Source organism: Caballeronia hypogeia, from assembly GCF_001544875.2.
Classification (GTDB): Bacteria; Pseudomonadota; Gammaproteobacteria; order Burkholderiales; family Burkholderiaceae; genus Caballeronia; species Caballeronia hypogeia.
This window is the reverse complement of sequence record NZ_FCOA02000003.1, coordinates 63,785-86,626: the sequence shown is the minus strand read 5'-3', so window position 1 is coordinate 86,626 and position 22,842 is coordinate 63,785. Positions and strand designations below refer to the sequence as shown.

The 22,842-nt window shown below is 57.0% G+C and carries 17 protein-coding genes and 1 tRNA gene; 15 read left to right on the top strand and 3 right to left on the bottom strand.

Annotated elements, in window-relative coordinates; genetic code table 11:
* Window positions 1–58 precede the first annotated feature (58 nt).
* The 4 genes from AWB79_RS06485 (at window position 59) to AWB79_RS06470 (ending at window position 4,062) form a co-directional block, all read left to right on the top strand.
* Window positions 59–427 (top strand): DUF4212 domain-containing protein, encoded by a 369-nt coding sequence (locus AWB79_RS06485; RefSeq protein ID WP_061166583.1) that lies wholly within the window; start codon window positions 59–61, stop codon window positions 425–427.
* Entirely contained in the window at window positions 424–2,448 is a 2,025-nt protein-coding gene (locus tag AWB79_RS06480; protein ID WP_061166582.1) for a sodium:solute symporter family protein, read from the top strand. The genes AWB79_RS06485 and AWB79_RS06480 overlap by 4 nt, the downstream gene beginning before the upstream one ends.
* A gap of 43 nt (window positions 2,449–2,491) precedes the next feature.
* Window positions 2,492–2,581, top strand: a tRNA-Ser gene (locus tag AWB79_RS06475).
* A gap of 650 nt (window positions 2,582–3,231) precedes the next feature.
* Window positions 3,232–4,062, top strand: a complete 831-nt coding sequence (locus AWB79_RS06470; protein WP_082862289.1) for a tetratricopeptide repeat protein — start codon at window positions 3,232–3,234, stop codon at window positions 4,060–4,062.
* A gap of 263 nt (window positions 4,063–4,325) precedes the next feature.
* Here the strand turns inward: AWB79_RS06470 and AWB79_RS39360 are convergent, their stop codons facing one another.
* Window positions 4,326–5,345 (bottom strand): hypothetical protein, encoded by a 1,020-nt coding sequence (locus tag AWB79_RS39360; RefSeq protein ID WP_157695704.1) that lies wholly within the window; start codon window positions 5,343–5,345, stop codon window positions 4,326–4,328.
* A gap of 648 nt (window positions 5,346–5,993) precedes the next feature.
* Here AWB79_RS39360 and AWB79_RS06455 point away from each other — a divergent pair.
* On the top strand, window positions 5,994–7,316 hold the full coding sequence (locus tag AWB79_RS06455; RefSeq protein WP_061166578.1) for an IS5 family transposase: 1,323 nt from the start codon (window positions 5,994–5,996) through the stop codon (window positions 7,314–7,316).
* A gap of 205 nt (window positions 7,317–7,521) precedes the next feature.
* On the opposite strand, the gene AWB79_RS06450 is transcribed toward AWB79_RS06455, so the two are convergent.
* On the bottom strand, window positions 7,522–8,379 hold the full coding sequence (locus tag AWB79_RS06450; protein WP_061166577.1) for an HNH endonuclease: 858 nt from the start codon (window positions 8,377–8,379) through the stop codon (window positions 7,522–7,524).
* Window positions 8,376–9,950, bottom strand: a complete 1,575-nt coding sequence (locus tag AWB79_RS06445; protein WP_061166576.1) for an AAA family ATPase — start codon at window positions 9,948–9,950, stop codon at window positions 8,376–8,378. Before AWB79_RS06445 ends, AWB79_RS06450 begins: the two co-directional genes overlap by 4 nt.
* A 555-nt stretch (window positions 9,951–10,505) precedes the next feature.
* Between AWB79_RS06445 and AWB79_RS06440 the strand changes: the two genes are divergently transcribed.
* The 10 genes from AWB79_RS06440 (at window position 10,506) to AWB79_RS06395 (ending at window position 22,715) form a co-directional block, all read left to right on the top strand.
* On the top strand, window positions 10,506–11,729 hold the full coding sequence (locus tag AWB79_RS06440) for a PDDEXK family nuclease (RefSeq protein ID WP_061166575.1): 1,224 nt from the start codon (window positions 10,506–10,508) through the stop codon (window positions 11,727–11,729).
* Between the two features lie 619 nt (window positions 11,730–12,348).
* The gene (locus tag AWB79_RS06435) at window positions 12,349–14,607 is read left to right on the top strand and encodes an MrcB family domain-containing protein (protein WP_198398983.1); all 2,259 of its coding nucleotides are present in this window, start codon (window positions 12,349–12,351) and stop codon (window positions 14,605–14,607) included.
* Entirely contained in the window at window positions 14,597–15,820 is a 1,224-nt protein-coding gene (locus AWB79_RS06430; RefSeq protein WP_061166573.1) for an McrC family protein, read from the top strand. The genes AWB79_RS06435 and AWB79_RS06430 overlap by 11 nt, the downstream gene beginning before the upstream one ends.
* 401 nt (window positions 15,821–16,221) lie before the next feature.
* A complete protein-coding gene (locus AWB79_RS06425) occupies window positions 16,222–16,908 on the top strand; it encodes a RusA family crossover junction endodeoxyribonuclease (RefSeq protein ID WP_061166572.1) in 687 nt (228 codons plus the stop codon).
* A gap of 995 nt (window positions 16,909–17,903) precedes the next feature.
* The gene (locus AWB79_RS06420) at window positions 17,904–18,953 is read left to right on the top strand and encodes a DUF475 domain-containing protein (protein ID WP_061166992.1); all 1,050 of its coding nucleotides are present in this window, start codon (window positions 17,904–17,906) and stop codon (window positions 18,951–18,953) included.
* Window positions 18,954–18,995: 42 nt separating this feature from the next.
* Entirely contained in the window at window positions 18,996–19,574 is a 579-nt protein-coding gene (locus AWB79_RS06415; protein WP_061166571.1) for a TerD family protein, read from the top strand.
* 43 nt (window positions 19,575–19,617) lie between these two features.
* Window positions 19,618–20,253 (top strand): vWA domain-containing protein, encoded by a 636-nt coding sequence (locus AWB79_RS06410; protein WP_061166570.1) that lies wholly within the window; start codon window positions 19,618–19,620, stop codon window positions 20,251–20,253.
* Between the two features lie 13 nt (window positions 20,254–20,266).
* The gene (locus tag AWB79_RS06405; protein WP_061166569.1) at window positions 20,267–20,908 is read left to right on the top strand and encodes a TerD family protein; all 642 of its coding nucleotides are present in this window, start codon (window positions 20,267–20,269) and stop codon (window positions 20,906–20,908) included.
* A gap of 24 nt (window positions 20,909–20,932) precedes the next feature.
* Window positions 20,933–21,571, top strand: coding sequence for a VWA domain-containing protein (locus tag AWB79_RS06400; RefSeq protein ID WP_061166568.1), 639 nt, complete (start codon window positions 20,933–20,935; stop codon window positions 21,569–21,571).
* 94 nt (window positions 21,572–21,665) lie between these two features.
* Window positions 21,666–22,715, top strand: a complete 1,050-nt coding sequence (locus tag AWB79_RS06395; protein ID WP_061166567.1) for a TerY-C metal binding domain-containing protein — start codon at window positions 21,666–21,668, stop codon at window positions 22,713–22,715.
* The last annotated feature ends 127 nt before the right edge of the window (window positions 22,716–22,842 follow it).

The following is a 22,842-nucleotide window of genomic DNA, read 5'->3' as shown; positions in this document are numbered from 1 at the left end:
GCAAAAGGCGGCGGTCTTTCCTGATTGCCGATGCCACGCGGTTTTGTTAAAAGACCGCATGTCTTCATCGGCCGATTCTTCCACCTCGACACCGCGCGCGCCACCGCCCGTTCCGGCGGCGATGGCGCGCGCGCATTCGCGCTACTGGCGCTTCAATCTCGCGCTCATCGCCGTGCTGATGACGATCGGCTTCGTCGTCTCGTTCGGCCTGCCGCTGTTCGCGCAGCGCTTCGAGCACGTGCGCGTCGCGGGCTTTCCGCTGCCGTTCTACTTCGGCGCGCAGGGTGCGATTCTGGTCTACGTCGCGCTGATCCTCGTCTATATCGTGCTGATGCAGTTCGCCGATGCGCGCCTGTCGCGCGCCGCCGCGAGCGTGAGCGCCGACGAGTCGCAGCAGCAGGACGTTCGCATGTTCGACGCGCAATGAAACTCACCAACCGGCTGATCCTCTCGTACGCGCTCTATACGTTGGGCTTCCTGCTGTTCATCTTTCTGATGGAACGCATCGAGCGCACCACCGGGCCGGGCATGTGGATCGGCTACGTGTTCCTGTTCGTGCCGATCGCGGTGTACGCGGTCATCGGCCTGTTGTCGCGCACATCGGATCTCGTCGAATACTACGTTGCGGGGCGGCGCGTGCCGTCCGCGTTCAACGGCATGGCGACCGCCGCAGACTGGCTCTCGGCCGCGTCGTTCATCGGTCTCGCGGGCTCCATTTACGCGAGCGGCTACGACGGCCTCGCCTACGTGATGGGCTGGACGGGCGGCTACTGTCTCGTCGCCTTCCTGCTTGCGCCTTACGTGCGCAAGCTCGCGCGCTACACGATTCCCGACTTTCTCGGCACGCGCTTCTCCAGCAATCTGGTGCGCGCACTCGCGGCCATCGCGGCGATTCTCTGCTCGTTCGTGTATCTGGTCGCGCAGATCCAGGGCATCGGGCTGATCGCGTCGAGGTTCATCGGCATCGAGTTTTCGATCGGCATCTTTTGCGGACTCGCGGGCATTCTCGTGTGTTCGTTCCTCGGCGGCATGCGCGCGGTCACATGGACGCAGGTCGCGCAGTACATCATCCTGATCAGCGCGATGCTGATTCCCGTGTCGATGATCGCGCATCGCGAAGGGCTCGGCTGGTTTCCGCAACTCAACTACGGCCGCGTGATGGAGCGGGTCGAAGCGCTCGAGCGCGCGGTCGCCGTGTCGCCCGACGAAGCGCGCGTGCGCGCCGATTATCAGCGTCAGGCAGCGCGCATGCAGCAGCGCATCGATGCCTTGCCGCAGTCGTTCCGCGACGAACACGCGCGTCTCGTCGACGAGATCGCCGAATTGCGGCGTCATAACGGGCCGCTGCGCGAGATCAACGAGCGCGAGCGCGAACTCGCCGCATTCCCGCGCGATCCCGCCGATGCGCAGGTCAAATGGACGCGCGAACGCGATGTGCTGACCGAACGCGTCGCCCCGCCCGTGCCGATGACCGAAGCCTTCGCGCCCGGCTCGGAAGGCGACGAGAGTCCGCGCGTGCATCAGTTGAATTTTCTGTCGCTGCTATTGTGTCTTTCCATCGGCACGGCGAGCCTGCCGCACATCCTCACGCGCTATAACACGACGACCTCCGTGGCCTCGGCGCGGCGCTCGGTCGGCTGGACGCTGTTCTTCGTCGCGCTGTTCTACCTGACGGTGCCGGTGCTCGCGGTGCTGATCAAGCACGAGATTCTGACGGGGCTGGTCGGCCATCGCTTCGCGGATCTGCCGCAGTGGGTCATGCAATGGCGGCGCGTGGAGCCGTATCTGATCCGCATCAGCGACGTGAATGGCGATGGCATCGTGCGCTGGGCCGGCATCCAGATGCAGCCTGACATGGTCGTGCTCGCGGCGCCCGAGATCGCCGGACTGCCCTACGTGATTTCAGGACTGATCGCGGCGGGGGCGCTGGCGGCGGCGCTCTCGACGGCGGATGGCCTGCTGCTCACGATCGCCAATGCGCTGTCGCACGATGTCTATTACTGCATGGTCGATCGCCGCGCGACCAGCCAGCGGCGCGTGACCATCTCGAAGATTCTGCTGCTCGGCGTGGCGCTGCTCGCCTCGTACGTGGCGTCGCTCAACGCGGGGAACATTCTGTTTCTGGTGGGCGCGGCTTTTTCGCTGGCGGCCTCGAGTCTGTTCCCGGCGCTCGTTCTGGGCGTGTTCTGGAAACGCACGACGAAGCGGGGCGTCGTGGCGGGAATGATCGCGGGGCTGGTCGTGTGCGTGTACTACATCGTTTCGACGTATCCGTTTTTCATGCAACTGACAGGCTTCGCGGGTGCGCGCTGGTTCGGCATCGAGCCGATCAGCTCGGGCGTGTTCGGCGTGCCGGCGGGATTCGCGGTGGCGATCGCGGTGAGTCTTTTCGATCGCAAGCCCGATGCGTATACGCGCGCGCTGGTCGATTACATACGTCATCCGTAGGGGCTGGCGCAGTCGCGGGAACTTGGTATAATCGCGGTCTTCCGGAGAGATGGATGAGCGGTTTAAGTCGCACGCCTGGAAAGCGTGTATAGGGTAAAACCTATCGGGGGTTCGAATCCCCCTCTCTCCGCCATGGAGCGTTATGTAACAAGGCTTCTGGCCACGCGTAGCCCGGTTACCCGCCAAACACCCCGCCTTAATCGTGAGTGTCGCGAAGCAGGTCGTCCTGCCGGCGATTCGCCAGACTCGTCTTAACCCGCACTCGCCTGAGACCTCGCCAGCGCTTAAGCCTATTTGCGTCTAAACGACCCTATCGTCCACGAAACGGGCAGGGCGCGACTGCAATGTGTGCGCCTCCAGAAGTCGCTTGGCCCACTCTCGTTACGGGCGATTTCCATCGGTTTTCGCGGCGTTGCGGTCGTTTGTCTACCGAGCATCCATTACTCATCCATACGCCGGGTGATAAGCGCCGTCGAAAATCGTCGGACAGAGGTCGGCCACGAGCCGCCGGTCGAGGTCGCCATCCAATTTGAATAGCCAAGGTCACGTTTCGCCTCCGCTCAATGGCCGGTTTCCGGGGAGCAAATTACCGGTGGCACTGCCTCAACCCGGTCACCATCGGCCGTTAGACACTGCGGTTCGGATCGTCGACAGTTGCGGAGTCTAGATCGGTCTGCCACATTACAAGTTCGGCTAACTCGTCTAACCCGAAAAGTTGGCGGGTTGCAGGATTCGTGACGGACGCGTAAAGCGCTTCTGGATACATCTAAGGGGTATTAGAGCATGACAACTCCTGAGGTTGGCCCGAGTCCGTCGAAGCTAAATTCGGACGTCGAGTTGCTGAAACTCGATATCGAACGTGACCGACTTCGTGCGGAAATGGATGCGCGAAAGCGCGAACTCGATCTAAAGGAGCGCGAATTAATCGTCCAGGAAAGCGAAATCGCAACACATCGCGCCGCAAACCTGACACCAATAAGGGCAGCCGTTATCGCAAGTGCGACTGCAATCGTCGGAGCCGTTATTGGAGCGCTCCTCCAAGGCTTTTCCAATCTAGCACTCGAGAAATCAAAGCTAGAATCATCGCTAATTCTGAAGGCGGTGGCGACAGGCAACCAAGACGACGCTGTCAAGAATCTCGAGTTCCTCATCAATACGCATCTGATCGAAGACAAGGAAGGGAAGCTACGCCATGCCGTGGAGAATTCCCCACAGGCTGTAGCAGTGCTGCCCCCCGAACAATATGTTCGATCTGGGATTGCAAGCGCACAAGCCGGAAGGATCGACGATGCAATAGAGGCCTACAGCTTGGCGCTCCGGTCAGGCCCCAAAGACGCCGCGGTTTACAACTTCCTTGGGTATGCGATGTTGAAGAAGGGGAATACCACAGAGGCGGTGAATAACCTTAGAGAGTCAGTACGGATTGACCCGAAGTACGTCTGGGGTTATTACAATCTAGCACTTGCCCTTTGGGCAGCCGGCAGTCGTCAGGAATCGATCGACGTCCTAAAGCACCTCATCGATATCGACCCAAGCTTCAAAACCACCATTGCTAATGACAAGCAGTTTTCGCAGTTTCAATCACAGAAAGACTTCCGCGCCTTAATACATTGAGTCGGGCGCCCGATTCGCACGGGCGTACGTCACTGGCCGTATTATCGCTGTTGCCGCATCGGGGCAGGCCATCTGTTGACGATTGCGAGCGGCGGCTCTCGCGAAAGCCGACAGACCACAATGGGTTGCTATGTAAACCTATTCATGGTGACCCGCACCTGCCGGTCGGCGAGATGCAAGGGCCGGGATCAGAGTCGAGCGGTCGCATGGGGACCACACCACCTGTATCGCGAAGTAAAACGTCTCATTGAATCTCTAGTTTTTCACAACGCCAAGCCCGGAACCGTAAAACACGCGGCCTGCCCGATCGGGACCGCACATATTTGTACGGAACAGGAGTGTCCCCACCTCTCGTAATTCCCGTCGTCCTTGAATGTCGAAAGCTCACGTATGCGGAGAACAAGCCGACTATTATCCGTGAACCTCCAGCTAGCACCGCCCTCATAGGCCTTCCGGGAACTTGAATCATCACTCTCGTGTTCCGTTCGCGCCCACTCCTTGACATCATTTGGTAATCCATAGTCTTTCGTAAACAGCTTCAAATATCGGTCGAGCGAATCTTGTGAACACAAATTGTAGATCGCATTGTCACTGTCGCCTGCAGTGGACATTGTTTCGCCAATAAGGTCTTTTCTCTTGGTGGATTGGACCAAAGTCGACTTGGCTAGAGCCAGTCCAGTATTCCCTGCCGAGTCCAGGTTCTGAGTGACTTCAAATTGTCGGCCGTAGATGGACTGAGTATAGGTGACAAACTTGCCGTTAGTGCTTTGCTCTTTCCGAATTTTGAAATCGATACCTTGACTCTGCAAAGCGTCTATTGATCTTCCGAATCCACCTAGCACTAATCGCGACGCGCTATGTGTTTCTTCACTGGACCCGTTACGAGCATTTGACGCAGACATTTCGGTCGTAGTCGATTGAATCGGCGCTCCGGGTAGAAGTTTGTCTTTTAGTTCTCGAAAAACCTCAAGACGACAGTCACCTTGTTTCTCAATTATTTTTCCAATATCTGTTTGAAGCAGCCCCTCATAAGAGCTATGTGTGTATTTCGTTGCAGCGGTCGCGCCTAGGTCAGCCAGTTTTTTGACAACACCGTTTAGACTGGCCTTTGCTTCTGCCGATGTGTCCCATGCTTCCGCCTTTCCTTTTGTTTCGACCGATCCACAAAGCGAAGACGCGAAGTCTCTAATCAAATCGAGCGATTTTTGTACGTCCGCGCGCGTGGATACATTACAGACGAGAGTTCCCACAGCAATGGCAGCCACAAAAGAAAAGCGCTTCATTTTTTTTCGAAACCTCCCGATCTGGCACGTTGTCTGGACTGGAGTCCGATGCAAAAGAATCTCGGATCAGGCCCGTGACCCGGGCTCGAATCAGCTTTGATATTAGGCGTTCTGTCGAACGTCGTTGCATTTTTCTGTGCTGCTTCGCGCCACTTAAAGCACAGAATGCAACTGCAGAGCGATTGTAGTGCTGAAACGCTAGTCGGTACGTTCCAGCAATCTCCGAGAGGCCGGTTTTGAGACCGCGATCCGGACGAAGGAACGCCGAGTCCGGGCGCCTACATCTGGCCCCTCATGGCCGATCGGGTGAGGTCGCCAATGGCCGCTAACTGGCCCTCCAGTTCGCGAAACTCGACTTTCGCTGACTGACCGGTCTGGAGAAAGACGTCTGTCCGGAGTGGGTCGTCTGCTGCCTGAGGCGGACGATCAAAAGCCAACCGCGACCAGCTTTCGCTGTCGGACCGGGTTCGGGCCAATAGTTGCAAGACAAAGCGCTCATTCCTGCGGCGGGTTGGTCCGATACCTAGTCGACCCTGAACAATCCTCAAAGCCCTACGCGATAAGGCGTTGCGCCGCAAACCATGTTGAGCGAATTGCAGGAAGCAGGCATATTACCGCTTGATTCCTGCATTTTTTGACGAGGTGCGGATGGGTCCAAAGACGCCAGTGACGGAAGGGGATTTTTTCCGGCATCCGCTGCGTGAGCAGATCAACCTGAAGCATCCGCTAGTCGGCCTGGCTGATCTGATCAACTGGGACCGCTTAGGCACGTCGATGAGTGAGAGCTTCGTTTCGAGCAGAGGACGCCCAGCCACCTCACCTCGACTGATCGCTGGTCTGTTGTATCTTCAACATGCGTTTGACCTGTCGGACGAAGAGGTCGTGTGGCAATGGGTGGAGAACCCGTATTGGCAGGTCTTCACGGGCGAGACGTATCTGCAGACTGAGCCGCCGATCGACCCGTCGAGCCTTACGCGCTGGAGGAAGCGCCTGGGCGAAGCCGGTGTCGAAGAATTGCTGGCCGAAACGATCGAGGCAGCCAAGCGCGCGGGCGTGATCAAAGCCTCGAGCACGAAACGGGTGATCGTCGACACGACGGTGATGGAAAAAGCGATTGCCCATCCAACCGATTCGCGTCTGCTCGAGCGGTGTCGTGAACATCTGGTGAAAGCTGCGGCCCGCCACGGTCTGAAGTTGCGGCAGAACTACAACCGCGAAGCGCCACACCTGGCGAGCCAAATCAGCCGTTACGCACACGCCAAGCAATACAAGCGCATCAAGAAGGCGTTGCGCACGTTGCGTTCGCGCGTTGGCCGCGTCATGCGTGACGTCGAACGCCAACTCAGTTCGACAAGCGATAGCAGCCAAGGCGCGTTGCAAGAGTTGATTGGCCGCACCAAACGAATTCTGTCGCAACAGCAGAAGGACAAGAACAAGCTGTACGCACTGCACGCCCCGGAAGTCGAATGTCTGGCCAAAGGTAAGGCACGCAAGCCCTACGAGTTCGGCGTGAAAGTGTCGATCACGACGACCCACAAGGAGGGGCTCGTGGTCGGCGCTCGCTCGATGCCCGGAAATCCCTACGACGGCCACACGCTGGCCGAGGCATTGGAGCAGGCAGCGATCCTGAGCGACGTGAAGCCGGAAGTCGCCATCGTTGATCGTGGCTACAAGGGAGTGGCTGTCGACGGCGTAAAGATCTATCACCCGGGATTGAGGCGCGGTATCACGCGCGGGCTGCGAGCGATGATCCGAAGGCGCAGTGCGATCGAGCCCGCCATCGGCCACATGAAGGCGGATGGAAAACTCGACCGGAATTGGCTCAAAGGCGCAGTCGGCGACGCAATTCACGCGGTGCTGTGCGGCGCGGGCCACAACCTGCGCATGATCCTCAGAAAGCTGCGGCTTTATTGCGCCCTTGTGCTTCTCGCTTTACTCGAACGCTCAGCTGCACAGCCCTTCGCCGCATGAGTACCGGTACCACGCAAAACGAATTATTCAGGCCCGACTACCTACCCTTGATCCGCGACTGCTTGTTTTTCGCACATTGGCGAAAATGTCGTCCGTGACTCTTCGTGAAGGGGCAAACAGACTGGACTAAAGCTTGGGAAATCGAAGGAAATGAACATCCGGCGCGTTGGAACAGCAATGTCCGTTCTTGGTCGTGTCGGAGGCTCTAATGAAGATAGTCGTGCAGTGCTTCGAACATGCCTCTCTGCCAATGGTTGATGAAGGGCGCATTGTTGATGCCGGGAATCAGCAATGCAGTACGGATCGCTGAGTTGGAAAGCCTCAAATTCGTCAGGCTAGCGATTTGGGCTAATGTTGTTGCCAGCAACTGCGCGGCTTTGACAGAAAAGCGTTTTGCTAACCCGAAGTCATCAAAGTGTTTTTGGACTCTATCCTTGTGAACTTGGTCCCATTCCTGTGGAGGGTTGACGTAATAGTGAATTGAAACTGGTCTGTTAGAGGAGTCAAGAACGCACTTGGCGAAAATCCATTGTGTCGTGAAGAATCGATCATGATCGACATAAGGCTGGATAAGCTGATCTTCCGCTCGCGTGGCGAAAGCTACCGCTTTGCCGTCCATATTACAATCGCGGCACGACGGAACCAGATTCTGAGGAAAGGTGGAGAATTGGGGGAAATGCGCCTTCGGTAAGAAATGATCTAAATTTCTAGGCGTCCCAATTCCTCCGCAAAACGGACACTGTTCGTGTGCCGAATTTAATAACTTGTCGTAGGTTGCTCTCGATTCCTTCTCTTCATTGCGAAAGTAGTATTCGTATAAGTTCACAAGTTCCGATTTGACCAAGGTTCCGACGACAATTGGATCCTTGATCGCGGTTGAGATTGGTGCAATGGCGTAGAGTTCTCCGGCGCTGCCGGCCGCGATGTAGGCAGTTCCTGCATGAACCAAGTCAGGCTTGGAAGCGATCATCTTCTTCTTGAATGCATTGTTTCCGGTGATTCCCGCAATGCATTCGTCTAAAGTCGCTCCGAAGTCGCGCTGCGGCTTATTCAAACGCATCATTTCGTGGATCCCCCGTCACGTTCCGCAATGAGAGCCGCGAGGATCGCTCTGCCTTCCAAGCCGAGTTGATTGTCATATTGCTTGAGTATCTCGTCGAATGAAAATCCCCCTCGGACGGATGCCTCGAGCATGGCGTGGAATCCAGATCGCGCCACTTCTAGACTGAAGATCTCACTCGTTAACATTCCTACGTTCTCTGCGAACGTCTCAATTTTCGGGCGAGCCACTGATACTTCCTTACGAACTCTATAGATTTTCCAAGCGCACGAGCGCGGGATTTCCTGCAAAACGACTGGTGAATGTGTAGCGATGATTGCGACGCCGTTCTGATCATGAAGCAGGTCGGAGAGGGCGCGCACGAATGCCGATAGTAGTGGGGGGTGAAGATGGCTTTCAGGCTCGTCGAGGAGGACCAACGTCTTTTCTTGGACCGTTTCAACAAGACGTGTAATCGTGAGCAAAACGATTGCATGACCGGAGCTCATGCGGGATAAATATTTGTCTACTTCGTCGGAATATTGTTCCAGGAAACTCAAGGAGTCAGATTGCTCGCTATTCCTCCTTTCCCGTACACTTAGATAGGCAGACTGAAGTTGCGCTAACTTCATAGCGTCAAAATTCTCATCGGACCCAAGTTTTTCGATGGCTTTGAGCCAACGTTTGGTTTTTCCCTCGTTTCTAAAGCATCCGGCGAGCGATTTCACGCAGTCTGCCCGAAGATCGGAAATAGTGCGATGCTGGTCAGGGGATGTGCGGTCCTTCAACCCGATATAAAAATAGCAAGTACCTTTTGACGGATCTGGTTGCTCTTCAGGAGGGGTGAACGGGTCAAACGCACTGAATGAAACAGAAACGAGGCTGCTGAAATAGTCAACTTCGATCTCGCTATCGAAAGCGGACCTCAGATTGATGAACTTAGAGGCATTCGGGCGCTTAGTAATTGCGTCGATCATCCCATTTAGCAATGTCGTTTTGCCGACGCCGTTTCTTCCGATTACAGCGTGGATATTGGTGCTCGGAATCGAGCCGACGCTCACTGAGAATTCCAGAGAGATGCTGCCCATTTCTTCGGACTCGGGCCTAGTAAATCGGAAGTCAAAATCCGTAAGTTCCGCAGCCCCAGTGAAGGCGCGCAAATACTGCCCCCTGACAAGAGAGAGGGTGACCTCGCGCAAAAGTGAAATTCTAAATACGCTTTCATCCCGAATCTCGTCGATTATTTCGGGATGGCACACTATGTCCCGTAGGGCCTTCAGAATTTGGATGCCGTATCCATCGGGAAGACTGCCCAACCTGCGATAGAAATCTACATCCTGACCCAATGAAAAATAATTTTCGTCAAGGGCCGGAAACTCGGAGAGTAATTTGGAGTGTGTGGACTGTTCGGTCGTTTGTCCTTTGAACCCTATCTTCACCGCGCCCACTTCGACTCTTGCTCCAGCTAAGTCGCGATAATACATATGGAACATCGTAACAAACGAGTAGTCGTTCCAGTTGTCTATCTCGAGATAGACGGTGTCTTTGTCTGTTTGAATAGGCCCCGATGAACGGGAAATGACTTTGAATTTCATATTTTTGTGAATGCTCTTGTGGTTGTCGTTTGAGCCTTGGCGTGGCTACTACCGCTACTGTTTGATGATTATCGTTGAATTCAATTGAGTCGTCGTTAGAAAAACATTCGCCTCGCCTCATTGGACGTTATTTCTAAACTTGCAAGGCCCATCGGAGAATGAGCCACCGTTCTAGATAGCTTTCCTCCTTGTTTTTACGGCGGGGCGTTGGGAAACTTGAGTTAGCCGCAGCAGTGAAATTCGTGTCATCGCTGGCGCTTTCGTGTTGTAGCCGGCGGCCCGCCGGTGATCTGGGGATCATTGCTTCCCCAGGGACTTTCGTGAGCCAGTGAATAATTTGCCGAGAACTTGCCAGCGAATTCGCCACGCGAACGGCCGCTGTACTCCGAAACTCGCCGCACGGCCGCAACATGTCGACCGTCTCAATGGGTCGGAATTCGGACAGCAGCACGACGCGCAAGAAGACGTAACGGCGGAATCGTACAATCGCGGCGTCTATAACATCCGCCCGCGCAGGCCTGGACGCAGGGCGGCTTCGAACCACGAGACCCGCGCATGACCATTTACCTTTACGACGAGCAGACCTTCAACCCGCCCGCAGCATTTCAGCCAGTCGCGTTGACCGCCGGGAACGGTCACAACGAGCGTTGGCTGCAAGAGCGGATTTTTGAGCTTCCCTCGTTGCTGCCCATGACCGAGATGTTCGGCCACGGCGAAAGCTTCGTACCGGTCTGCCGCGAGCTTCCCCTGCGTTATGGTTCCTCGAGCGTCTTCCTCGACATCCTGGGCGTTTCGGCGACCGGCCGACTGGTGCTCATCGAGTGCAAGTTGTGGCGCAACCCCGAAGCGCGCCGCGAGGTCATTGCGCAACTGTTCGAATACGCGTCGTTGCTTTCCGAGTGGACATACTCCGACCTGGAGGCGCGTCTGAAGACGGCCCGCGGCCTGACCGGCGAGAATCCGATGTTCGCCGCGGTCAAGGCCGCGCATCCGGAACTGGACGAGGGAGCATTCGTCGACTCTGTCAACCGCTCGCTCGAGCGCGGTGACTTCCTTTGCGCGATCGCCGGTGACGGCGTTCGTAGCGACTTGCAGGCCTTGCGTCGCCTGCTCGCCACACACGGCGGCGTGCTGTCCCAACTCGCGCTCGTTGAAATCCGCACGTATCGCGATGCTGATGGGCGCACGCTGCTCGTGCCGTCCGTGCCGTTACGCACTGAAGTCGTGCAACGGGAAGTTCTTGTGCGTCCTGACGGCGTGCCGCTTGAGCGCGCAGCTCCGGTTGATGAAGTGGCGCCGGCGCAGGAATCCACGCCTCAACCGAAGGCCGTTAGCGCGTCGAAGCTCCTCAATCGCGCGTTCTGGGACAAATTTATCGAGCAGGTGAAGTTCGACCATCCGGATCAGACGCCGCCTCGCCACGGCACGAACAACTTCGTGCGACTAGACCTTCCTGGCCCCGTCCAAGGGCTCGTCGCCTACCGGGAGCAGCCGTCGACGGCGGGCCTCTTCGTCAAGTTCCTTGGCGCAGACGGGCGAGAAGCGTTGCAAGCACTCGTTGAGGACCAGGCGGCCCTAGAACAGGAAGTCGGGCAGCCGATTCGATTCAACGTCAGCGGAGGGCATGATGCGGAAAGGGAGGCAGGGCGTCTCGTCGTTCAGTTCGAAGCGCAAGGAGAAGGGGCTGCGCGAGATGCCGAGCAGCTCGCATGGCTGCTGCGCACCTGCAACGCTCTGGTAAACGCACTTCGGCTCCGTTTAGGTGGTACGGGCAGTTAGAACGCTGCAAAGTGCGGGGTATCGGCTATAGGGTAGCAGGCCGGGCGCAACAGCCCGCGCGGCGTCGAATCTGCTCGCATTTTGCTTTCACTCAGAAGCGGATACGGCGCGGCCGCACCAAGGGGTCTTGCGCGCATACCTCGCGATCTACAGGGTCCGGCCAAGTGCGGCCGGTTGACGCACATTATCAATCGGACTTACAAATGACGGCTTTGCCCGGAAAACGGCCCGCTATTCGCCGCGACACTCAATGTATCTCCGGACGCTAACCTCGTGCGGTTAGTTTCCGTATGTTTGTATGGTGACTGATGACCCGGCGCGAGCACTTTGATGAGCGACGACGTCAGATCGGTCGCCTTGAGCTCATTAGTCCCGCCGAGAAATTCGTGTATCTGATCTTCCAACTTCCAGCAGGGTAATAAATTTCACTGCCTTCAAGACGGCATGAGACCACGGAGCCGGTGGGCAAGTTGAACCGAACGTCGCCTCTCCTGGTTGGCTCATTCGGTGTCAAGTTTCTGTGAGTTCGGCCGTTAATCTCGGCCAAGGCAGAGTTTTTCGCGCGCTGACCTTTTCAGCCAACGAACTCAGTTACATAATGATCGCTCGAGCGGATCCCATGGGGACCCGACAAGAACAAGAGAGTCTTGAAATGGCAATACCGCAGGTCGAAAGAAGCAAGCTTCTCGAGGCAATTAACGAGTTCGACGCTACGCTTCTTCCTTCCGAGGAGTGGCGCGATTGGCAGAACAACGGCGCACAAGTCTGGGCGCTCAGGCACGAAGGAAGGCTCTACCCGCCAAAGAAGATAATTTCGCTCGCGACTGGACTACCTGTCAATAAATTCTCAGGCGGCCCTGAAAGCAACGCGTATCTAAACCAGCGTGACTTCGAGGTTATCCGGTTTCGGCAGATCACCCTGGATTCGGCATTCAGGCTGATCCTCGAACGGTATGAAGACGCTCGTAAGTCGATAGAGTTTGCCGGCAACCATGAGATCAAGGAATTCTTCGGTGAAGCCCGCCGCATCCTTCAGTCATCTTCGGCGGTCAGCGATCATCCGAACATCAGGGTGGTGGCATCATACGGGAAAGGTAACTGGGCAACGATCCCCTGGATCTCGTTGCTCGATAAGCGCGAGACAGAAACCACTCAGGCTGGCACCTACATCGTCTATTTGTTTGAAGAAGGCGGAAAGGGCCTCTACCTGAAACTTGCTCAAGGTGTAACTCAAGCTCAAAAGGACTTCGGCGCCCAGGCGGAGGAAGTCCTTGAGCAGCAGGCCGGGAAAATCCGCCTTCAGTGTGCTGGGCTCACTGCCCAAGGCTTCGATCTCTCGGGTAAAACTAACCTGCATACCGAAAGCAAACTTGGGAAGCTCTACGAAGCTTCAACAATCGCCGCGAAGCATTACGATTTCGATTCGATGCCTGCTGAAGCCGAGCTGCTAGCCGATCTCAGCATACTTCTGGAAAGCTACGACGCGTATGTAATGACGCGAGAACCGGATACGCAACCGAAGCGAGATCGACAGCCTTTGGCGCTTGTTGGAACCTGGCGTCAAGTGCGCGCTGAAGCCGCAGGGATCAAACAGAAGATCGAAGCTAACGGAGGCTGGGCATCTTGGTGGAGTTTCCCGATCAAAGATGAGGCGCTACCTAGGTTGTCGGTACCCTTCAATTTGTATGCTTATGTTGGAAACGGCCGCCTGGGCGCCCGAATCCGCGTCGCTGAATTCAAAACTAGCCGCGGAAACATCGGGATCGAATCCCCTTGGCCAGAGCTCACCGATGAAACCTGGTGTGGCAAAACCCGTCTTGGCGAAGAGCAATCCAAAATCTTTAAGACGTGGCTGCGGATCGACAGTCTCGAAATTCTTGATCCTCCGGCAAACGTATCAAGTTTTGATATTTCACCAGGCCTCTCAACACCAGAGAGCCTATTAAACCAAAATACGTTTGGCTACGTGTGCGATCGCGAGGAGAAAACAACTACGTCTTCGAATCCTGACCCATTGCCCGAACCTTCCCTGGCGTGGCTGGTACAGCAGACCGGCTTGTCGAGCCAAGTTCTACAAGAAATGATCACAGCGTTACGAGGTGACACGCCGCAGATCGTCCTCGCTGGCCCTCCGGGAACTAGCAAGACGTGGGTTGCCCGCGCGCTTGCGCACTACCTGACCCGTGGCAATCAGCAACAGATTCGCTTCATTCAATTTCATCCGAGCTATACGTACGAATCCTTCATGGAAGGACTTCGGCCCGTAACACGAGGAGGCAACATTTCGTTTGAAGTTACAAATGGTCTGGTCCTCGATTGTGTCGAGGAGATGAGAAACTGCGGCGACATAGACGACTCCGCTCAAGACTACGTGATCCTAATCGATGAAGCGAACCGAGCCAATCTGCCCAAAGTCCTCGGCGAGCTGATGTTTCTGTTCGAGTATCGCCAACAACCGGTTCGCCTTCAATACTCTGGAGACTTCCGTCTTCCGGCCAACCTGCGATTTATCGCCACGATGAACACCGCTGACCGCAGCATCCGATCGATCGATGTCGCCTTACGCCGCCGATTTGATGTCTTTGAGCTGGGTCCAGATCCAGAGATCCTACGCAAACACTATGAAAATGGCCGCTCATCGATATCGGGTCTGGTCGATGGGTTCGTGCGGCTCAACCAGATGTTGACCACTGAGTTGGATAGGCATCATACAATTGGTCACGCGTTCTTCATGCGGTCGGAGATGGGGATTGAAACTCTTCGGAAAATCTGGACACGCCGCGTTTTTCCCTTGATCGAAGAGTTTTTCTTTGATCAACCCGAACTCGCCCGAGAGTTCAGCCTGGAGCGCTTCTGGCCGGACGCAAATGCTGCATAAACTGGAACTCGTTGAGTCCAAGCCATCGATTTTGAAGATCAGCGAAGTCGAAGCAGCGCTGCTCTCCGAAATTGGGCGAGAACTGGCGTCGACCCAACCTTGGTGGGGAGATAGGCAACCACCGGAGACGCGCTCTGTCGTCGATGTTCGACGAGCGATGGATGATAGATATGAAGTGACCTTTCGGGAGGTCATCGGGGTTGTTCAGATCGGCCAACGCCAAATCCATGTGCGACCGAAGATCCCCTGGGAGCACTTCATCTTCATCGCATCAAGATCCGAATTCGCTCCCCGATTATCAATCGAGACCGCATCGCTTGAACCAGGATTTGAGTTCTTGGAAATCCTATGCCGGTGGTACCTCGATGCGACTGAACGTCTCCTCTCTCTAGGATTACGTTGCGACTACCTAGAGGTTTTCGAGGAATGCGGAGAAGTTCGGGGTCAACTTATACCGCTTCTCACCGCCATCGAAGTCATGAAGGGACGTCCGATTGCTTCGTGCCGTTTCGACGATCTATCGATCGACACCCCATTTAACCGGATTATTCGAGCAACTTGCGAACGAGTCGCACGCCTCGATAAAGTATCCGCTGAGGTCGCGAAGCGCTCCCGGCGCCTCGTATATCGAATGGATGGCGTGGGAGCGCTACGCCAGGCTGATCGTCGACTTAAGCCGGACCGCTTATTGAAAACTTATATCCGTCCGCTCGGATTAGCCCGTCTGATTCTCGATGGTTGCGGAGTTTCTCTATCAGACGGACACACGCAAGGCACGTCATTCCTGATCCGAACCCCTGAGATCATTGAGGACGGGTTGCGAACCATCATCGCCGAAGGAATGCCGTCGATCAGCGTGGAGAAACGCCGTCAGTTACTCGGAGATTCAGGGATTTCGATCAACCCTGATATCGTCTTCGGAGACCGTATTGCTATTGCCGACGTCAAATATAAACTCTTTGGTCCAGACTGGAATCGCAACGACTTTAATCAGATCGTCGCGTTTGCGACAGCCTTCGACTGCGAACGATGCGCCCTTTTGGGCTTCATTTCGGAATCGGGCTTTCCACGACCAAGTGTTGTCAACGTCGGCCGAGTAGAAGCCACTCGAATCGGGTGGCCTATTGGTCCGGGGGCCCAGCCAGGTAGAGTTGCAGAGGCTGTGATTAGCGGACTTAACAATTGGCTGTCCGCTGTCGACTCCGTAAGTTAAATCCGGGGGCGATAACGGCCTACTATCCCCGGATGAGCTTATTGAGCGGCAGATTCACCCCGGCGAGCGTTCAAGACCAGCGACCATAGCGTTTAAAGACAAGCGCACCCTGGGAAACTTCCGTTGCGGGGACGTTGGACCGAGCGGCTCAAATGGGTCGGGTACGGCCGACCACATCAGACGATAGGCGGCCAAGGGCAGTCCTTTGCCCCTGGCGGATTGGGGGTGCTAGGATATCGGCATCGCATGGTTGACCGACTTGGCCGAGTTATCCGGGGAAGCTACAATCCTTGTGCATAAGAAGCGGCAGCATAATAAAAGTCACCATCCGACGCTTCCGACTCGTTTGCACTGATGCCGGCGTTATCGTCACTCGAACAATAGGCTGGCTTGAACCACATATGCATGAGGAACTGATTGACGCAATTAATGCAGCAAACACTGGCGAGGCACCGTCACCATTCGGCAAGATGGAGATCGAGATTCCAGGTGCCCCAGTTTCGGTTCAATCGAAGCAAAGTGTTCGCGACGCGTACATTGCAACAATTAAAAGACCATTGTCTAGGTTTCATTTCATCTTGACAGGTCAACTTGTGCTGGATGTCACATGGCTTACGCCTGCGAAGAGTCGTTATGAGACTGACGCGAAAGCAGATATCGACAATTGCTTGAAACCTATTATCGATGCCTTCACTGGGCCAGACGGTCTTTTCATTAACGATTGCCAATTGAAGGGGCTATACATCTGCTGGCGGCACATTGAATCCGATAACGAACGACTGCACTTTCAGTTTCAGTTTGATTCCGGACAATGGTGTGAAAAGGCGGGATTCGCTTTCATAAGATTGGACCGTGGACTTTGTTTTCCAGTAAACCGCATGTGGCCGAAGCCCATGCGCAAATTATGGGTAGAAGCGATGCGAGCGGGCGAGCAGCAAAAAGCAAGGCTCGAACAGCTAGGAACGCCGTACCTCGCACTTGCTGGGCTGACCGGAGGAAGTCAACCGTTCCACATTACCCGAACTGGGGGATTTACCGTCTTCGCGCCAGAGGAGTTCGCATCCTACGACTATGCGCCTTCAGCTTGATTCGGCGCCCAACCGACCGCATGGGTCGGCCTCGAGGGGCCCACGATGAAGGTGTCGTCCCAGCGGCTTGTGCGGTGACGATGCGCGCGCCCGGCCTGCTTAGAACGCGCTTCGCGGCATCGGCGTCGGGCGCATGTTCCCGTCCCGCACTGTCGCAGCCGGTTCAGCAGTGTTTCAGGGAAAATATTCGACGTGGAGCGACGTAATCCTTCATATGCTCCAAGACCCCCGTCATATTGACTTGCTCCTTTCCGTCAACTGGCTGCCCCCAAACTGAGTCCCGGCACAGATTAAAAGCTCCCCGCCTGATCATTTGCAGATATGAGACCTCGCCAGCGTTAATGATGTCGCCCCTGTTTGTTTCGATGAGCGCCTTCGGGAGTTTCTTCTGCGTGGCGTTGATTGTGTTGAAAAGCTCAGCTTCCTCTTCGCTTCATGAGCGGTCCCTCGATGCCTCGCGACCTCCCGTCGGATACTAGCGTCAGTTGGAAGCAACGATCATCCATCTGTTTGTCGGATTCAATGCCACGGCCAAGAACCAAGGTTGTCGGTTCGCAAGGTTGTGGGAGAGTGTATGTGCGTGCATCCAATCGTAGGTTCGCGTGTTGCTCCCACGGCAAATATGCGAAGCAAGACCGATCTCGCTGCACTCGCTCCCCGATCGTCGTAAAGGCACAGTGCGATCGCCTCTCCCGCTTCCGATGGCGTGGGCCTTCAATCGCCTTTGGAGACTTCTAGTTGAATTCATTGAGTCTCCGAGTTCGTTGAATACCGCTTGCTTTGGTGCTCGCGCAGGCACCTCAAAAGTGTTGCGATTACACAACTGACACATTCTGCTTACTTGCAGCTAAAGATTTCCCTTTCCTAGCCGATAACGCTACTGAGTGCGCCCCGATTTCAGCGTCCAATTAAAACGGCGCCGATAGCTGTATGGGCGTCAACGGGCGGTCGGCGGGCAATGTGTCGACCTTACTGATCCATTTCTGGTGCTTCTGATGCGTCACTTTCGCTACTCACTCTTCTTCACCATTGCTTGCGTTTGCCTTGCGTTTTTTTGGGGGCAGACATCAACGGGTAACGGAATTCCGGCCATCGCACTTGTTCTTTTGCTCGGCGTGATGGAAATCAGCCTTTCGTTCGACAATGCCGTGGTCAACGCGTCCATCCTCAAGGATATGGACGCCAAATGGCGCCGGCTCTTTCTGACCGTCGGCATATTCGTCGCCGTGTTCGGCATGCGTTTGCTGTTCCCGATTCTTGTCGTTGCCGTGGCCACCGGTCAGGGTCTCGTCGATGTTGCGAGCATGGCGCTGCTGGCGCCTGAGCAATACGCGGCGTATCTGAGCGGCGCGCATGCAGGCATCGCGGCCTTCGGGGGCATCTTTCTGTTTCTGGTGTTCGCGTCCTTCCTGTTCGATGACGAGAAGGACCTGCACTGGCTCGGCGCGCTGGAGGCGAAACTCACCTGTCTCGGCAAGTTCGGCTCGGCGGGCACGATCTGCGCGCTGGCCATTCTGCTTCTCATCCAGGCATTTTTCCCCATCGATGCGGCGACGCGCGTCACCGTGCTGGTAGGCGGCGTGGGCGGCATTTTTCTGTATGCGCTGGTCGACAGTTTGGGTAATTTCTTCGAAGACGACGAAGAGGGCGAAGCCGTGGGCCGTGTGGCAAAACGCGCCGGCGTGATGGGCTTTCTGTACCTCGAAGTGCTGGATGCGTCGTTCTCGTTCGATGGCGTCATCGGCGCGTTCGCCATTACGCGCGATGTCGTCATCATCATGCTCGGCCTCGCCATCGGCGCCATGTTCGTTCGTTCCCTGACCGTGTATCTGGTCGAAAAGGGCACGCTCGACGAATACGTCTTTTTGGAGCACGGCGCGCATTACGCAATCGGCGCGCTCGCCCTGATCATGCTCGGGAGCATCGTGTGGCACGTCAGCGAAGTGGTGACCGGCCTGATCGGCGTCGGTTTCATCGTCGCGGCTATGGCGTCGTCGCTCATCCATCGCAAGAACCACCGCGACTCAAACGCGGAAGCAGGCTAACCCGCTTTCCGTCCAATTCTCACATTGTTGCAAGGAAGACTCATGGCAGTTTCTCTATCGAAAGGCGGCAACGTCTCGCTGTCGAAGACCGCGCCTTCGCTGACTCGCATCCTCGTCGGTCTGGGCTGGGAAGCCCGTGCGACGGACGGCGAAGACTACGATCTCGACGCCAGCGCATTCATGGTCGGCGAGAACGGCAAGGTGCGCGGCGATGAAGACTTCATCTTCTACAACCAGCTCAGCTCGCGGTGCGGCTCGGTTGAACACACGGGCGACAACCGCACGGGCGCGGGCGAGGGCGACGACGAGGCGCTGAAGATCGATCTGACGCTCGTGCCGAATCACGTCAAGCGCGTCGTGGTGTGCGTGACCATCGACGATGCGGAAGCGCGCCGTCAGAACTTCGGTCAGGTGTCGGGCGCGTTCATGCGCATCGTGAACCTCGACAACGACGTGGAAATCGCGCGCTTCGATCTGTCGGAAGACTACAGCACCGAAACCGCGATGATCTTCGGGGAGGTCTATCGCCACAACGACGAATGGAAATTCAAGGCGGTCGGCCAGGGCTACGCGGGCGGTCTCGAGTCCCTGTGCGGCCATTTTGGCGTGCAGGTCGCCTGAGCGGCGGCGTCCTTGGAAACATTGAATATATAGAGGCATAAAAATGAGAAGACTTCCGGTTTATTTGCTGCTCGACGTCTCCGGTTCGATGAGCGGCGAGCCCATCGAGGCGCTGAAGAACGGCGTGCAGATTCTCGTGTCGACGTTGCGCCAGGACCCATATGCGCTCGAAACGGCATACCTGTCCGTGATCACGTTCGACAGTTCCGCGCGTCAGGCCGTGCCGCTGACGGAACTTTCGGCGTTCCAGACGCCGAACATCGCGGCCAGTGGCACGACCGCGCTCGGCGAAGCGCTCGGCCTTCTGGCCACGCGCATCGAAGCCGAAGTGAACAAGACCACGGCGGAAGTCAAGGGCGACTGGAAGCCGCTCGTGTTCATCATGACCGATGGCGTGCCGACAGACGACTGGTCGCGCGGCCTCGACAAGCTTCGCAAGGTTCGCACCGGCGTGATCGTCGCGTGCGCGGCGGGTCACGGCGCGGACACCAACGTGCTCAAGCAGATCACGGAAGTCGTCGTGTCGCTCGACACGGCGGATTCGAGCACGATCAAGGCGTTCTTCAAGTGGGTGTCCGCGTCGGTGTCGACGGGCAGCCAGAAGATCGATCAACAGAAAGAAGTCAGCGGTCTCGGCGATCTCCCGCCGCCGCCGCCCGAAGTCAACGTGGTGCTGTAAAGAGGTCAAGACAATGGCGATCACCCTTAAAAAAGGCCAAGGCGTCAGCCTGAAGAAGAACGAGTATGACCTGTCGATGGTCACCATCGGGCTCGGCTGGGATATCAACGAACAGAAAGGCGGCTTTCTCGGCGGTCTGTTCGGCAAGAAGCCGGAAGAGTACGACCTCGATGTCGTCGCGTTCCTATGCTACGACGACGGTAAGATCCATCACCTCGGCGATCAGAAGAACGGGCGCCCGACGCTCGTCGGCGGCGATGTCGTGTTCTTCAACAATATGCGTCACACGTCGGGCACCATTTGGCTCACGGGCGACAACCGTACGGGCGCGGGCGACGGCGACGACGAGCAGATCATCGTCAAGCTCAACGATCTGCCGGACACGTTCAGCAAGATCGTGTTCGTCGTGCAGATCTACGAAGGCGAAAAGCGCGAGCAGAACTTCGGCAAGGTCGCGAATGCCTACATTCGAGCGGAAGACGGCAAGAGCAAGGAAATGGTTCGCTTCGATCTGTCGGGCGGCGCGGCCTTCACCGATTGCCGTTCGATGCTGTTCGCCGAACTGGTGCGCGAGTCGAACGGCTGGAAGTTCAACGCCATCGGCAGCCCGGAGCAGTCTGACACGTTCGTGACCTGGCTCAAGCGTTACCTCTGAGATCGACCGGAGAAAAGCGAATCCATGAGCAGGCGACTTCCTGTCTACATTCTTCTCGACACGTCCGGTTCCATGCGCGGCGAACCCATCATCTCGGTGAACGTGGGTTTGCAGGCGATGATCGGTGCGCTTCGGCAAGACCCTTACGCGCTGGAGAGTGTGCATCTTTCCATCATCACGTTCGATATCGAGGCACGCGAGTATCTGCCGCTGACCCCGCTCGACGACGTGAGTCTCGGCGAGATCACCGCACCGGACGCGGGCGCCACGTTCATGGGCGCGGCGCTGGAGCTGCTGATCGAACGCGTCGATCGCGACGTCAGGAAGACGACGGCCGCCAGCAAGGGCGACTGGCGACCGCTGCTGTTCGTCATGACGGACGGCAGCCCTTCCGATCTCCACGCTTTCCGCGAGGCGGTCACCGAGGTCAAGGCGCGCAACTTCGGTTCCATCATTGCTTGCGCGGCTGGTCCCAAGGCAAAACATGATGTGCTTCGGGAACTGACGGATCGCGTCATCGTGCTCGACACGATGGATGCATCGGCATTCTCCGGTTTCTTCAAGTGGGTGTCGGCGTCGGTCGCGGTCGGTTCGAGCAGTGCGGGCATGAACGGACAAGTGTCGTTGCCGCCGCCTCCGCCCGAGGTCCAGCTGGTTCTCTAAATCCGTCCACGGAGGCATCGGCGGCGGCGCGCAACGGCGCGGCCCGTATCCGTGGTCAGCTTCTCGAATAGCGCAAAGCATCAGGAGAGACTCGATGCGCAGATTGCCTGTGTTCTTCGTTCTGGATTGCTCGGAATCGATGGCGGGGGACAAGATCAGAAAAATGGAAGCCGGGCTACAGTCGATCGTGCGCGCGCTGCGGACCGATCCGCACGCGCTCGAAACCGTGCATGTGTCGGTGGTGGCGTTCGCCGGTATCGCGAAGACCATCGTGCCGCTGGTGGAAGTTGTGTCGTTTTATCCGCCGAAGCTGCCGCTCGGCGGCGGCACGGCGCTCGGCGCCGCGCTGATCACGCTCATGGACACGATGGACCGCTCCGTCGTGCGGACGACAGCCGATAGGAAGGGCGACTGGAAGCCCATCGTCTATCTCTTTACCGATGGTCGTCCCACCGACCGCTATCGCGCGGCAATTTCGCGCTGGAACGCGGATTACGCGCATCGCGCGACGCTGATCGCGGTGGGAATCGGCGGCAACGCGGACCTGTCGGTGCTGAAGGAATTGACCGGCCACGCGCTCGTCTTCGATGACACGCAGGAAGAAGCGTTCACGAAATTCGTGCGATGGGTGTCGTCGTCCGTCGTCGCGCAGAGCAAGAGTGTCGGCGACGGCGCGAAGGCCGATGCCTTGCCCATCCTTGACGACAAAATTCTCCACGTCGTCAAGGAGGCCGTGCCTGCGGGCGACGAAACGTGCGTGACGCTGGTGGGTCGCTGCCAGAATAGCAGCGAGCCCTATCTGATCAAGTACGACCGTGAATCCAGCGCCGTCAACACGCGCGACTTCGCTTTCGAAGTATCCGGCTATCGGCTGACGGGCTGCTATCCCATCGGCGCGGATTACTTCGAATGGACCGATCCGAACGCGGCCGATGCCACGGTCAACACGTCGATGCTGTACGGCTCGCCGAGCTGCCCGCATTGCGGCAACACGACGGCATTCGCCGCCTGTGCGTGCGGCAAGTTGATGTGCCTGGGTGCGCCGGGCGAGGTGCGTTGTCCGTGGTGCGCGAAGGATGTCTTCTTCGGCTATGGATCGTCGGACGGTGATGGCGGCTTCGATGTGCGGCGTGGACAGGGGTGATACGGTGAGCGAGAAATCGAAGTGGTCCGCTAACGCGGACCTGAGAGCGCGCACCGCCCCGGCAGTGGAATTGCTGGTCGATGGCATTCTGAGTGGCAACGGCACTTTCGGCTCGTTGCGCATGCCA

Excerpts from the sequence above, each read along its gene's own strand:
- AWB79_RS06425 (WP_061166572.1), top strand. The coding sequence starts at position 16,222 with ATGCATGAGGAACTGATTGACGCAATTAATGCAGCAAACACTGGCGAG.
- AWB79_RS06455 (WP_061166578.1), top strand. The coding sequence starts at position 5,994 with ATGGGTCCAAAGACGCCAGTGACGGAAGGGGATTTTTTCCGGCATCCG.
- AWB79_RS06445 (WP_061166576.1), bottom strand. The coding sequence starts at position 9,950 with ATGAAATTCAAAGTCATTTCCCGTTCATCGGGGCCTATTCAAACAGAC.
- AWB79_RS06470 (WP_082862289.1), top strand. The coding sequence starts at position 3,232 with ATGACAACTCCTGAGGTTGGCCCGAGTCCGTCGAAGCTAAATTCGGAC.
- AWB79_RS06435 (WP_198398983.1), top strand. The coding sequence starts at position 12,349 with ATGGGGACCCGACAAGAACAAGAGAGTCTTGAAATGGCAATACCGCAG.
- AWB79_RS06450 (WP_061166577.1), bottom strand. The coding sequence starts at position 8,379 with ATGATGCGTTTGAATAAGCCGCAGCGCGACTTCGGAGCGACTTTAGAC.
- AWB79_RS06420 (WP_061166992.1), top strand. The coding sequence starts at position 17,904 with ATGCGTCACTTTCGCTACTCACTCTTCTTCACCATTGCTTGCGTTTGC.
- AWB79_RS06400 (WP_061166568.1), top strand. The coding sequence starts at position 20,933 with ATGAGCAGGCGACTTCCTGTCTACATTCTTCTCGACACGTCCGGTTCC.
- AWB79_RS06430 (WP_061166573.1), top strand. The coding sequence starts at position 14,597 with ATGCTGCATAAACTGGAACTCGTTGAGTCCAAGCCATCGATTTTGAAG.
- AWB79_RS06415 (WP_061166571.1), top strand. The coding sequence starts at position 18,996 with ATGGCAGTTTCTCTATCGAAAGGCGGCAACGTCTCGCTGTCGAAGACC.
- AWB79_RS06405 (WP_061166569.1), top strand. The coding sequence starts at position 20,267 with ATGGCGATCACCCTTAAAAAAGGCCAAGGCGTCAGCCTGAAGAAGAAC.
- AWB79_RS06410 (WP_061166570.1), top strand. The coding sequence starts at position 19,618 with ATGAGAAGACTTCCGGTTTATTTGCTGCTCGACGTCTCCGGTTCGATG.
- AWB79_RS06485 (WP_061166583.1), top strand. The coding sequence starts at position 59 with ATGTCTTCATCGGCCGATTCTTCCACCTCGACACCGCGCGCGCCACCG.
- AWB79_RS06480 (WP_061166582.1), top strand. The coding sequence starts at position 424 with ATGAAACTCACCAACCGGCTGATCCTCTCGTACGCGCTCTATACGTTG.
- AWB79_RS06440 (WP_061166575.1), top strand. The coding sequence starts at position 10,506 with ATGACCATTTACCTTTACGACGAGCAGACCTTCAACCCGCCCGCAGCA.
- AWB79_RS39360 (WP_157695704.1), bottom strand. The coding sequence starts at position 5,345 with ATGAAGCGCTTTTCTTTTGTGGCTGCCATTGCTGTGGGAACTCTCGTC.
- AWB79_RS06395 (WP_061166567.1), top strand. The coding sequence starts at position 21,666 with ATGCGCAGATTGCCTGTGTTCTTCGTTCTGGATTGCTCGGAATCGATG.